This is a genomic window from Mesorhizobium sp. L-8-10 (assembly GCF_016756635.1).
Lineage (GTDB): Bacteria > Pseudomonadota > Alphaproteobacteria > Rhizobiales > Rhizobiaceae.
The window spans coordinates 6,508,747-6,521,082 of the sequence record NZ_AP023263.1 but is presented as its reverse complement, the minus strand read 5'-3'; the positions used below and the strand labels follow the sequence as shown (position 1 = coordinate 6,521,082).

Annotated in this window: 11 protein-coding genes; 7 read left to right on the top strand and 4 right to left on the bottom strand. The window is 64.9% G+C overall.

Annotated features, from left to right (window positions below):
- The first annotated feature begins 144 nt into the window (after window positions 1-144).
- Complete coding sequence (gene fabI / locus JN280_RS30500; RefSeq protein ID WP_202307817.1) at window positions 145-963, top strand: enoyl-ACP reductase FabI; 819 nt, start codon at window positions 145-147, stop codon at window positions 961-963.
- 46 nt (window positions 964-1,009) lie between these two features.
- On the top strand, window positions 1,010-1,603 hold the full coding sequence (locus tag JN280_RS30495) for a histidine phosphatase family protein (RefSeq protein WP_202307816.1): 594 nt from the start codon (window positions 1,010-1,012) through the stop codon (window positions 1,601-1,603).
- 110 nt (window positions 1,604-1,713) lie between these two features.
- On the opposite strand, the gene JN280_RS30490 is transcribed toward JN280_RS30495, so the two are convergent.
- Window positions 1,714-1,962, bottom strand: coding sequence for a DUF1344 domain-containing protein (locus JN280_RS30490; protein WP_202307815.1), 249 nt, complete (start codon window positions 1,960-1,962; stop codon window positions 1,714-1,716).
- A gap of 298 nt (window positions 1,963-2,260) precedes the next feature.
- Here JN280_RS30490 and JN280_RS30485 point away from each other — a divergent pair, with 298 nt between their 5' ends.
- The 4 genes from JN280_RS30485 to JN280_RS30470 all read left to right on the top strand — a co-directional run bounded on the left by JN280_RS30485 (window position 2,261) and on the right by JN280_RS30470 (window position 8,745).
- The gene (locus JN280_RS30485; protein WP_202307814.1) at window positions 2,261-4,417 is read left to right on the top strand and encodes a polysaccharide pyruvyl transferase family protein; all 2,157 of its coding nucleotides are present in this window, start codon (window positions 2,261-2,263) and stop codon (window positions 4,415-4,417) included.
- Between the two features lie 176 nt (window positions 4,418-4,593).
- Window positions 4,594-5,691 carry a chorismate synthase gene (gene aroC / locus JN280_RS30480; protein ID WP_202307812.1) on the top strand — a complete coding sequence of 366 codons (1,098 nt, stop codon included), beginning with the start codon at window positions 4,594-4,596 and terminating at the stop codon, window positions 5,689-5,691.
- 132 nt (window positions 5,692-5,823) lie between these two features.
- Entirely contained in the window at window positions 5,824-6,924 is a 1,101-nt protein-coding gene (gene ribB / locus JN280_RS30475; protein ID WP_202307810.1) for a 3,4-dihydroxy-2-butanone-4-phosphate synthase, read from the top strand.
- A gap of 270 nt (window positions 6,925-7,194) precedes the next feature.
- Window positions 7,195-8,745, top strand: coding sequence for a CYTH and CHAD domain-containing protein (locus tag JN280_RS30470; RefSeq protein WP_202307809.1), 1,551 nt, complete (start codon window positions 7,195-7,197; stop codon window positions 8,743-8,745).
- A 39-nt stretch (window positions 8,746-8,784) separates the two neighbouring features.
- Here the strand turns inward: JN280_RS30470 and JN280_RS30465 are convergent, their stop codons facing one another.
- Window positions 8,785-9,996, bottom strand: coding sequence for an MFS transporter (locus JN280_RS30465; protein WP_202307808.1), 1,212 nt, complete (start codon window positions 9,994-9,996; stop codon window positions 8,785-8,787).
- A gap of 116 nt (window positions 9,997-10,112) precedes the next feature.
- Here JN280_RS30465 and JN280_RS30460 point away from each other — a divergent pair, with 116 nt between their 5' ends.
- Entirely contained in the window at window positions 10,113-10,757 is a 645-nt protein-coding gene (locus tag JN280_RS30460) for a TetR/AcrR family transcriptional regulator (RefSeq protein WP_202307807.1), read from the top strand.
- Window positions 10,758-10,773: 16 nt separating this feature from the next.
- Here JN280_RS30460 and JN280_RS30455 read toward each other — a convergent pair whose 3' ends face one another.
- Together JN280_RS30455 and JN280_RS30450 are read right to left on the bottom strand one after the other, a co-directional pair.
- Window positions 10,774-11,697, bottom strand: coding sequence for a pyridoxamine 5'-phosphate oxidase family protein (locus JN280_RS30455; protein ID WP_202307806.1), 924 nt, complete (start codon window positions 11,695-11,697; stop codon window positions 10,774-10,776).
- A gap of 8 nt (window positions 11,698-11,705) precedes the next feature.
- Window positions 11,706-12,329 carry a glutathione S-transferase gene (locus JN280_RS30450; protein ID WP_202307805.1) on the bottom strand — a complete coding sequence of 208 codons (624 nt, stop codon included), beginning with the start codon at window positions 12,327-12,329 and terminating at the stop codon, window positions 11,706-11,708.
- Window positions 12,330-12,336: the final 7 nt, after the last annotated feature.

Below are 12,336 nucleotides of genomic sequence, written 5' to 3'. Positions count from 1 at the left end.
GTCCTGGGAGCGGCGCATAAGGCCCGAATGCGGGCTGCGCGGCCGGAGGCGGCGATGCCTCCGTGCATTCTCCGGCTCGATGCTTGAAGGCTCCCTTGGCCTGTGCGATAGGCTGTCGGCAAGACGGGTCACGGAGACTGATCAATGGCGGGTGGAAATGGCCTGATGGCCGGCAAACGCGGCCTCATCCTTGGTGTCGCGAACAACAGGTCGATCGCATGGGGCATCGCCAAGGCCTGTGCGGATCAGGGTGCCGAGATCGCGTTGACCTACCAGGGCGACGCCTTCAAGAAGCGTGTCGAGCCGCTTGCGGCTGAGCTCGGCGCGCATCTGGCCGGACATTGCGATGTCACGGATACGGCCAGCCTCGATGCGGTGTTCGCCGACATCGCCGCCAAATGGGGCAAGATCGATTTCCTCGTCCACGCCATCGCCTTCTCCGACAAGGAGGAGCTCGACGGCCGTTATGTCGAGACGACGCGCGACAATTTCCTGCGCACCATGGAGATTTCCGTTTTCTCCTTGACCGCCATCGCCAAGCGCGCCGAGGCCTTGATGCCCGACGGCGGATCGCTGCTCACGCTGACCTATTATGGCGCCGAGAAGGTGATGCCGCACTACAATGTGATGGGCGTGGCCAAGGCCGCGCTCGAGGCGAGCGTGCGTTATCTCGCCGTCGACCTGGGCGGCAGGAACATCCGCGTCAACGCGATCTCGGCCGGCCCGATCAAGACGCTGGCCGCTTCCGGCATCGGCGACTTCCGCTACATCCTGAAGTGGAACGAGTACAACGCGCCGCTGAAGCGTTCGGTCACCATCGAGGAGGTCGGCGATTCCGGGCTCTATCTGCTCTCCGACCTGTCGCGCGGGGTCACGGGCGAGGTGCATCATGTCGATTCCGGCTACCATGTGGTCGGCATGAAGGCTGTCGATGCACCCGACATCTCGGTGGTCAAGGACTGATCGCGCCGACGCGAAGTTTTCCCGCAGGCTAAAGGCAAGAAGGCTGATGACGACCTCAGCTCCGGTCTATTTCGTGCGACACGGTCAGACCGACTGGAACGCCGAGAGCCGCCTGCAGGGTCAGGCCGAGACCGATATCAACGCGCTGGGGCGGGAACAGGCGACGCGGAACGGCCGGACGCTCAAGGCGCTGATCGCCGATCCCTCCGGCTTCGATTTCGTAGCGAGCCCGCTGCGGCGTACCCGCGAGACCATGGAGCGCATCCGTCGCGCGATGGGGCTCGACCCGTTCGCCTACCGGACCGATTCCCGCCTCGCCGAACTGAACTTCGGCGACTGGCAGGGCTTCACCTATGACGAACTGGAACTTCGCGAGCCGGGGTCGAAGGCCCGGCGCGCGCTGGACAAATGGAATTTCCAGCCACCCGGCGACGCCGCGGAGAGCTACGAGATGCTGAAGGATCGCGTGGCGCCGTGGCTGGGTGAAGTGACGTCACGCACGGTCTGCGTGACCCATGGCGGCATCTTCCGCGTGCTGTTCAGTATGATCGGAGACCTGACGCAGAAGAAGGCGGCCGTTCTGCCCGTGCCCCAGGATCGTGTCCTGATGCTCGAGAACGGCACGCTGACCTGGATTTGAGAACGGCGATCCGAGAGCGGCCGACGCACCGATCGAAACGCTGCTCCCGGTCTTGCCTCATCGCCGCATCGGTTCCCTGGAGCCGACGCCGATCGTGAGGTCCTTCCCGGCTACTCCGGCAACTCCATGTCGGTGATCAGGTTTTCGCCGCCGACCTCGTCATAGGCGATCAGGATCTCCATGCCTTCCTTCAGCGTTTCGACGTCGAACTCGCCCGGAAGCTTGTAGGACTTGCCGTCGTCGAGCGTGATCGTCTGGGCGTCCTTGTTGATCGCCTTGATATGGCCCTCGGCCTCCGCGGCATAGGCTGCAGTCGAAATCATCAAGGCCGCGGCAACGGCGCCAATCAGGATACGCATGGATCGTCCTCTTTGTCTTGTGCTCCGCGCCCCTGGGCGGAGGAAACCCCACAGGGCGAGGTGAGCAGTATCACAGCGAATGTGTCAAAACTAATATCCGCAGCGCACACGTTTGTTTGCCGCCGGTCACGCGCGGGAGGGCACCGGCCGAGCAACCCGGGCCTGACGCGGCATCCGATGTCGAATTGTTTCGCGCTGCACCATCTTGTGACCGGCTCTGCTGCGCTGCACCATCTTGTTACCGGAATTGGAGGGTGTCTATAATTCGTTTCCCGGTCAGCGAGGTATGGTCCGCAAGATGACATTGAAGAGTGCGCTGAAGAAGAACCTGCCGGCGCCGATCGTCGAGACGATCCGGAGCCTGCGGGGAACGGCTGCGTGGGATCCCTACAAGCCGATCGTGCTCGGAGAAAAGGACCGTGCCGAAACCAGGGCACGATTCGCCGAGATCGATTGGCATCCGGATGCGCCGCGGCGCATCATCTACGGCCTTATCCCGACCGCGAGCCTGCGCAATGTCGGCGACCATGCCCAGGTCGTGGCGATCAGGCAGTGGATCGCCAGGCATTATCCGGGCGAGCCCGTCGTCGAGCTCGACAAGAACGTCATCATCGGCTGCCGCGACGAGATCGCCTCGCGTGTCCGCGCCAACGACCTCGTGTTCCTGCATAGCGGCGGCAATCTCGGCGATCGCGGCCTGTGGTCGGAAACGGCCCGGCGGACCATGATCGAGGCGCTGCCTGACAACCGGATCGTCAGCCTCCCGCAGACGATCTTCTTCAGCGAAACGCCGCTCGGCCGTTATCAGAAGCAGGTGTCGCAGGCCGTCTATGGCCGTCACGGCCATCTGACCGTCATGGGCCGCGACGATATCAGCGGATCGCTGGCCGGGGCGCTGTTCCCTCGGGCGCAGGTGATCACCATGCCCGATTTCGTGCTGTCCCTGCGCAAGGAGGAATTCACGCTCGCGCCGCAGCCGGAAAATGCCGGCAAGATCATGGCCTGCCTCCGGCTCGACGACGAATCCGTCTTTGCGCCGGAGGAGAGACTGAAAGTCGTCGAGCGCATCGGCATCCCCGCGACGCTGTTCGACACCACGCTCGATGCGCCGATCGAGGCCGATGCGCGTTATGGCGTGGTGCACGACACGCTGGCCCTTTTCGATGCGCATGAAGCCGTCGTCACCGACCGTTTCCACGGTCTGATCTTCGGGGTGATCTGCCGCAAGCCGGTCGTGGTGCTGCGCACCGTCGACCACAAGCTCACTTCGGCGGTGGCCTGGTTCAAGGACATCCCGAACGTCCAGTTCTGCGACCATCTCGACGATCTCGCGGCGACGCTGGAACGGGTGCGGGCGACGCCGGTAGAGACCTATCCGGACTTCAACGCGCTTTATTTCGACCGGCTGCCAGGGCTGGTGGAGGAAATGGAGCGCTGCGCCGGCGAGCCGCCTTTCGTCATGCCGGCCGTGCCTTCGCCCCAAGGCAACCACAGCCGCCAGCCGCTCAACATGCGCTCGGTGGCAGGCAAGGCGAAGCGGCGCCTGCTACGCGCCGCAGGCATGACGGCCCCCACGGTGCCGCAACTCAAGTCGTTCGGCTCGTCGGATCCCGACAAGCTCTCCGACGACGAATTGCTCGCTTTCATGCGGCATGATGCCCACCGCATCGAAAAGTCCTTCTACAACAGGATCTTCCACGCCAAGCGCGACTACTATGAAGAGCGACGCAAGAATGTCCGCGATTGCATAGCACTGCTGAAGCAGCGCGGACACGACATGTCGGAGCCGACCATCGCCTGGGCCGACCTGATTGCGAGCCGCTTCGAGAATCTGGAGCGCGAGTTCATCGAGCCGAATTCGACCGCGGCCAGGGCGTTCGACCCGTTCAGGATGGATGCCTTCATCGGTCTTGCCGCGACGCGCCGAAGCTCACGCGTCTGGGCGACGGAGCAGCCTTCCGGTGAAGAGCTGACCGCTTGTGCCAAGAAGCTGATCGATGCGGCGCGTTGGGCGCCCAACTCCGGCGATCGACAGCCATGGCGTTTCCTGATCATGACGGATCCGGCCGAGAAGCATCTGCTCAAGCATATCAAGGAGCAGCACTGCTACGATGCGCCGTGCCTGATCTTCGTCGGCGGCGACCGCCGTTTCTATGGCGGGCTCGGCGAGAACGAGGCGGGGCTGCATATCGACGGCGGCGCGGCCATCATGCAGATGGTGCTCGCCGCACATGCCGGAAATTTCGGCGTCTGCTGGAATCACTTCTCGCGGGACCTGATCGAGTCGCGCCCGCGCAACCAGGAGATCTATGCCGAATTCGCGCGAAAGATGCGGATTCCCGACCATATCGAGCCTGTCGCGATCATCGCTTTCGGGGCGGCCGCCTTCCATCCGCCGGTGCCGCCGCGCATGGCCGTGGAAAGCCTGCTTATCGGCGACGATCGGGCGAAATGACGGCGTCGCTCTTTGTTTGACCACCGCGCAAAACGCCAATAGAAGCCTGCGTTGAACCGGCTATCCATCGGCTCGGAAAATCGCGATCGATTTCGGGCCGATGCGGTAAGCACTGGAGGGCGCCGGGCGTGTCGAACGGGCATGCCGCGCTCCAGGGCCGGGCAGGATTGGTGTCGATGTCGCATAATACGTTCGGTCATCTGTTCCGGGTGACGACCTGGGGCGAGAGCCACGGACCCGCGCTGGGCTGCGTGGTGGATGGCTGTCCGCCGGGTATTCGTTTCACCCTGAAGGACATCCAGGACGAACTCGACCGCCGCCGTCCCGGACAGTCCCGTTTCGTCACCCAGAGGCGCGAGCCGGATGAGGTGCGCGTTCTCTCGGGCGTTCTCCCCGAAGAGGACGGCGCGACCATGGTGACGACGGGCACGCCGATCTCGATGCTGATCGAGAACGTCGACCAGCGTTCGAAGGACTATGGCGACATCGCCCGGCAATACCGTCCCGGCCATGCCGACTATACCTATGATGTGAAATACGGCCTGCGCGACCATCGAGGCGGCGGCCGCTCGTCGGCCCGCGAGACCGCCGCGCGCGTGGCGGCCGGCGCGATCGCCCGCAAGGTCGTTCCCGGCATGGTGGTGCGCGGCGCGCTCGTGGCAATTGGCGAGAAGGATATCGACCGCGCGAACTGGGACTGGGATTTTGTCGGCGATGCCGAGAACCCGTTCTTCACGCCCGACAGGGCATCGGTGCCGATCTTCGCGGAATATCTCGACGGCATCCGCAAGGCCGGCTCGTCGGTCGGAGCGCTGATCGAGATCGTGGCGGAAGGTGTGCCGGCGGGTCTCGGAGCCCCGATCTATGCCAAGCTTGACCAGGATATCGCGTCCAACCTGATGTCGATCAACGCGGTCAAAGGCGTCGAGATCGGCAATGGTTTCGAGGCCGCGCGCATCACCGGCGAACGCAATGCCGACGAGATGCGCATGGGCAATGACGGCAGGCCGATCTTCCTGTCGAACCATGCGGGCGGCATATTGGGCGGCATCTCCACCGGCCAGCCCGTCATTGCACGCTTCGCCGTGAAGCCGACCTCGTCTATTCTGACGCCGCGCCGCTCCATCGACCGCTCCGGTAGCAATGTCGACGTGATGACCAAGGGGCGTCACGACCCTTGCGTCGGTATCCGCGCCGTGCCGATCGGCGAGGCAATGGTCGCCTGCGCGATCGCGGACCACTATCTGCGCCACCGCGGGCAGACGGGAAGATGAAGCGAGCAGTGAGTAGCGAATAGCGAATGGCGGACGGAGCGACTTGACGGTGCACGGCCTCACAGTGTCGACCACCATTCACCATTCACCATTCACCATTCACCAGTGCCACTGGTTTGACGAGAGAAGCCGATGCCCTACGACCAGAAGAAGATTGTCGAGGCCCTGCGCGCCTTCGAGCGTGGAGAGATCGTCGTCGTCATGGACGATGACGGCCGTGAGAACGAGGGCGACCTGATCGTCGCCGCCGTGCATTGCACGCCGGAGAAGATGGCCTTCATCGTCCGCCATACCTCCGGTATCGTCTGCGCGCCGATGACGCGCGAGGATGCCAAGCGGCTGAACCTGGCGCCGATGGTGGCCGACAATGACGCCCCCCATTCCACGGCCTTCACGGTGAGCGTGGATTTCAAGCATGGCACGACGACGGGCATTTCCGCCGAGGACCGCACGCTGACCGTGCGCAACCTCGCCAACGGCAATGTCGGCGCTACCGACTTCGTGCGCCCCGGCCATATCTTTCCCCTGATCGCCCGCGAGGGCGGCGTGCTCATGCGCTCCGGCCATACCGAGGCGGCTGTCGACCTGTGCAAACTCGCCGGCCTGCCGCCGGTCGGCGTCATCTGCGAACTGGTCAATGACGACGGCACCGTGATGCGCGGGCCGCAGGTCCAGGCCTTCGCCGAGAGGAACGGATTGAAGCAGGTGTCCGTGGCCGATCTCATCGCCTACCGGCAGCGGCAGGAGACGCTGATCGAGCGGATCGCCTGTTTCGACATCGAAACACCAGGCGGCAAGGCCAAGGCTTATACCTACACCTTGCCCTGGGACGTCATGCACCATCTGGCGATCGTCTTCGGGGACATTCGCGACGGCGTCGACGTGCCGGTCCGGCTCCATCCGGAGGATGTCGTCAGCGACGTCTTCGGGACGGAAGACCGGTTGCGCGACATCATGCGTTCGATGGGCGAGACGAAGCGCGGTGTGATCGTCTATCTGCGCGAAGGCTCGGTCGGCGTCGGCCATCAGGCGCGGAGCCGCCGCCTGTCGGGGGATCGCGAGAGCCACGACGAGGCCAAGAACCGCGAGAACGAATGGCGGGAAATCGGGCTGGGCGCGCAGATCCTGAAGGATCTCGGCATCTCCTCGATCAATCTCATTACCTCGCGCGAACGTCATTATGTCGGCCTCGAAGGCTTCGGCATAAGGATCGCCAGGACCGAGATCTTCTAGGATCGACGAAGCTGCGGCGGCGGTCGACGATATCGCAATCATCGAGGCGGCTGGTTCCGAAGTGCCGGCATGCCGGAAGGCTGATCCGGGAATACGACCATCGATCCGTTGCGGTCGTCGTGGAGAATGCGTTAGACCTGCAGCATGTCGCTTGAAAAAGAATTCGCGCGGCATACTGAAGATTTTTGATCTTGCGCATGTCTTTATCTCGAAACAGCGGCACACTTTCGGGAGACATGGGTTAAACCCAGGCTGGCACAAAGTTCTCCAATGGGCGAAATCGAGCTGAAGTTCATCATCGACGAGTCGACGTCCAAGCAGTTGTGGGCCCGCGCCAAGGGATCGAAACTCGCCAACGGCGCGCCCAGGGTGCGCACGCTCAGAAGCATCTATCTCGACACACCGGAACATGCCCTGAAGAAGGCCGGCATCGCCATGAGGCTTCGCCGGGATGGACGGCGCTGGATCCAGACGGTCAAGACCGACGCGCAATTGCATGGCGGCCTGTCGCAGGTCGGTGAATTCGAGAACCCTGCGCCGGGCGGGCGGCCCTCCATCGAAGCGATCCCCGACGAAACCGTTCGCGAGGAGATCGTCCAGCAGACCAAGGGCGCCGTGCTGCAGCCGGTCTGCGAGACCATCGTTCGGCGCCAGGCGGGTGAACTCGTGCTCGCGGACGGCACGCGTGTCGAGCTCGCCGTCGATGTCGGCGAGATCCTCGCAGCCGGCCGCTCGGCCCGATTGCGCGAAGCCGAGATAGAACTCATCGACGGCAATGTGGGCGGTCTGTTCGAGGTTGCCCGGCTTCTGTTCCCCGATGGCGGGCTGCGCTTCTCGGAGCTTTCGAAGGGCGCGCGTGGCTATCTTCTGGCGGAGGAGGGCCTTGTGGACCCGCCGCTCGCTCCACGCAATGCGCGGCAAGTCGCCCTTCGTGCCGACCAGACGACCGAGCAGGCGGCGCGCGAGGTGCTGAGGAGCTGTGTCGAGCAGGTCGCCGCCAACATGGTCGTGGTGCGGGAACTCGACGATCCGGAAGGGCCGCACCAGTTGCGGGTGGGGCTGCGGCGCCTGCGCAGCGCATTCTCGGTGTTTTCCCCGGCTTTCCAGGGTGCGGAGATGGCCAGGCTCAGCGATGAGGCACGCTGGCTCGGACAGCAGGTCGGGAGCCTGCGCGATCTGGACGTGGTCGCCGACGAGATCGTCGGGCGCGAAGCCTCGACGCACCCGGACGAGGCCGGGCTTTCGGGCCTCGCCGAGGAATTGCGGCGCGAGGCGGTTGTCGCGCGCGGCGAGCTCCGCGGCTGCCTGCCCGGCGCCCGCGCTCAGGTGCTCCTGCTCGACATGGTCCGTTTCGTGGAGACGCGCGGCTGGCTGGATCCGTCCGATATCGGCCAGACCGAGCGGCTGGCTGTTCCGGTTCCGGAGTTCGCGCGACAGGCGCTCCAGAAGCGCTGGAAAAAGGTGGCGAAGCGGACCGAGGCTTTCGACACGCTCACCGTGGAGCAGCGGCATGAGCTGCGGAAGGAACTGAAGAAATTCCGTTATGCGACGGAATTCTTCGCCTCGCTGTTCCGCCCGAAGCATGTCGATCCCTTCCTGAAGCGCTTGAAGAAGCTGCAGGCCGTCTTCGGCGATCTGAACGATGCCGCGACGCTGAGGACCATGTTCACCGAAGGGCACAGCCCGGCGGCAGGGGATGGCGCGCTGCAACGCGGGATCGGATGGGTGATCGGGGCCAGCCAGGCAAGGGGGGAGATCAGTTGGGCCGGGGCGCGGGACCTGTGGCTTGACCTGCGCAAGGCCGACCGCTTCTGGAAATGACGGGACGCTTCCCGCCAGGGATAAGGCCGGCATGACTGGTCAGGCCGCTCTCGGCTCCGCTCGGCATTGGCATGATCCGATCGACAGCAGAGGTTGGCCGAGCACGGCCGCAAGAAGGGCGACGGCACCGGCGACGACCGACACCCAGAAGCCGCTGCCCGCACCGAATTCGTCGATCACCCATCCGGAGGTGAAGGAACCGACTGCCATGCCGATGCCGATCCCGGTCATTACCCAGGTGATGCCTTCGGTCAGCTTGGCCGGCGGCACGAGGCGTTCGATCAGGCTGAAGGCGGTGATGAAGGTCGGCGAGATCGAGACGCCGCTAGCGAAGAGGGCGACGGCGAGCATTGGAACGTTCGAGACGAAAAGCAGCGGCAAGGTGGTCGCCGCGGCGACCGCTATGGCGATGGCGAATTGCCGGGATAGCGGCATCCTCAGCTTGAGCATACCGAAGACCAGACCGACGATCAGCGAGCCGAGGGCATAGCCGCCGAGCACGAAGGTGGCCGCGGCCGGTTGGCCGAATTCCTTCGTCATGGCGATGACGGTCACCTCGGCCGTGCCGAAGAGCGTGCCGATGGCGACGAGCGCGAAGGTGATGATCTGTACCGCCGGCAATCTTGCGGCGGAATGGCCGTGGTTCGCTACGGCAGGCTGCACCTTGGGCTCGGTCGAACGCTGGAGGATGAAGGCCGTCGAGCCGACGGCCAGGAAGAGGGTCGATGCCAGCGGCCCTGCCTCCGGGAACAACGACACGCTGAGGCCGACCGCCAGGCTGGACCCCGCGACATAGACCAGTTCGTCCGCCACCGACTCGAAGGCGAAGGCCGTGTTGAGTTCAGGCGTGCCGCGATAAAGCTCCGTCCAGCGAGCGCGGACCATTGCCGGCATGCTCGGCATGCTCGCCGCAAGCAAGGCGGAGACGAAGAGGGTCCATGAGGGCCAGCCGTAGCGGGCCGCGACGATCAGCAGTGCAAAGGCGAAGACGGACAGCGCCGTTGCCGGGATGAGGACCGGGTACTGTCCGTGCCGGTCGACCAGGCGCGAGATTTGAGGCGCGACAAAGGCGTTGGTCAGGGCGAATGTGGCCGACACCGCGCCTGCAAGCCAGTATTCGCCGTGGGTCTGCGAAAGCATCGCCACGGTGCCGATCGTCGCCATGGCAACCGGCAGCCGCGCAATGAAGCCGGCTGCGGCGAAGCCTTTGGCACCCGGGGCCTTGAAGATTCGGCTATAGGGGTTGGGCATCGGCGCGCTCCTGGAACTCCGGGTTCCTGTAACTTACATACGTGGCGTATGTGACTACATAATTGCATACGCTGCGTATGTCAATTAACATACGTGGCGTATGAGTTAGGGGCAGGATGGCGCACAAACCTCGCAGGGAAATGATCGCGGAAACCCGCGCCAAGCTGGTCGCCGCCGCACGTCAGGCGTTCGGCACGGTCGGCTATGCGCAGTCCTCGATGGACGATTTCACCGCTGCCGCCGGACTCACGCGCGGCGCGCTCTATCATCATTTCGGCGACAAGAAGGGACTGCTGGAAGCCGTGATCGTCGAGGTCGACGCGGAGATGTCCGAGCGTCTTCGTGTGGTGTCGGCGAGGGCGGGAAGCCGTTGGCAGGGCTTTGTCGACGAGTGCAAGGCCTATATCGAGATGGCCCTGGAACCGGAGATCCAGCGCATCATCCACTGTGACGGCCCCGCCGTGCTGGGCGACCCCTGGCGCTGGCCCACCCAGAACGGTTGCATCAGCTCCATGACCCTGACCCTGAACGAACTCGCGCGGACTGGCGTGATCGGCGACATCGATCCCGAGGCCGCCGCCCGCCTGCTCAACGGTGCGATGCTCAATGCCGGGCGATGGATCGCCAATTCGGAGGACCCGGAGGCGACCTCGCGGAAAGCGGTGAAGGCGTTCGAAGCCTTGCTCAACGGCTTGCTGGCCGACGCGCCGGGCCGGACGGACGTGCCGGGGTCCACGCCGGTCGCAGCGGCCGAGGGGTGACCCTCGGCCGTCGCGATCACGCCGCTGGGCGCCAGACGCCGGTGCGTTCGGTCGCCGGCGAATAGTCGACGAAGGCCCATCGCAGCCCGGCCGCCGCGCGTCGCCGCCAGCCTCCCGTGACGCGGAAAGTCCACAGCCTCTCGGCTCCTTCGACCAGACCGGCAGCCCGGTCGCTCCAGTCGATGGTCGCGAGCCCCTGGAGCTGCAGCAGGTCGCCCGTCTCGAAGTCGATGAACAGCAGCCCGGCGCGCGGCTCGCCCAGCAGATTGCCGAGCGTATTGAAATAGCGGTTGCCGCGATAGTCCGGAATGGTCAGCACGTCGCCCTCGACCTGCACGAAACCGGAACGCCCCCCGCGGTGCGAGATGTCGACGCCGCCGGCTGCCGAGATGCCAGGACGCGAACGGCTGGCGACGAAAAAAGTGTCCGCTTGCCGGATCATGGCCATGGCTTCGACGTCGAGTGACGTCATTTGCTCCACGCCTCGGCCGGCGCTCGCCTTCGATCGAACGACACGACCCTGAATATACTGCGGGCAGTTGCCGAAGCTCTGGCGCACCGCGACTGTGAAGCTCTGGTCGTCGAGGCCCGAGACGCGGCCATTGGCCCGGTTGCGCCGCCGCGTCGAGAGATCGAGGCCCAGGATGCCGAGTTCGGCGCCTTCGATGATCGAGCCCGCCGCCGGGTCATGCCGGTCGGGCAGCGCGTTCACTCGCAACGTGACGGGATCGGGCGAGTGGACGAAACCGGGCGCACCAGTGAGCATCGTCGCGAGAGGCCAGCCCTGTGCGTCTGTCGTCGCCACGAAGAGATAGGGCAGCAGTTCGAAGAAGCTGCGGTGCTGATCGGGCATGAAAGCGCGGATGCCGCCGCCAGCGGCGCGCACATCAGCGAATGCCTGGGCGGCGCGCTCATCGTCATGAAAGGGTGAGGTCTCCATGGCGACCCTCACGAAGCCTTGGGCAGGGGAGAGGAGGGCATCGCCTTGAAGCCGGGCAGGGCCTCGATGCGCTTCAGCCACGCGCGCACCGACGGACAGGCGTCGAGTTCGATGCCGCCTTCCGGCGCGTGGGCGACATAGGCGTAGCAGGCGAGGTCGGCGATCGTCGGCTGGTCGGCCGCGAGATAGCGGCGGCCGGCGAGATGGTCCTCCATGAAATGCAGGAGCCGGCTCGCGATCTCGGCGCAGCGGACCGGATCGCCCGGCATGCCCCACAGCGCCACAAGGCGAGCATTGGCGGGGCCGTAGCGCAGTTCGCCGGCCGCGATGGACAGCCAGCGCTGGACGTGATGCGCGCCGATCGCGTCCCCGGGAAGCCAGCCGCTTTCCGGCGCGTAGCGCTTGGCGAGATACACAAGGATCGCATTGCTGTCGGCGAGGACGAGATCGCCGTCCTGCAGCACCGGTATCTGGCCGAGCGGGTTGAGGCGGCGGAATTCGCCCGAGCGCATAACATCGCCGGTGACGGGCACGAAACGATAGGGCAGACCGAGCATCAGCAGCATGAGCTCGACCCGGTGCGTGTGGCCGGACAAGGCCATTCCGTGGAGAGTGATGATGGTTTCGGACATGATGCAG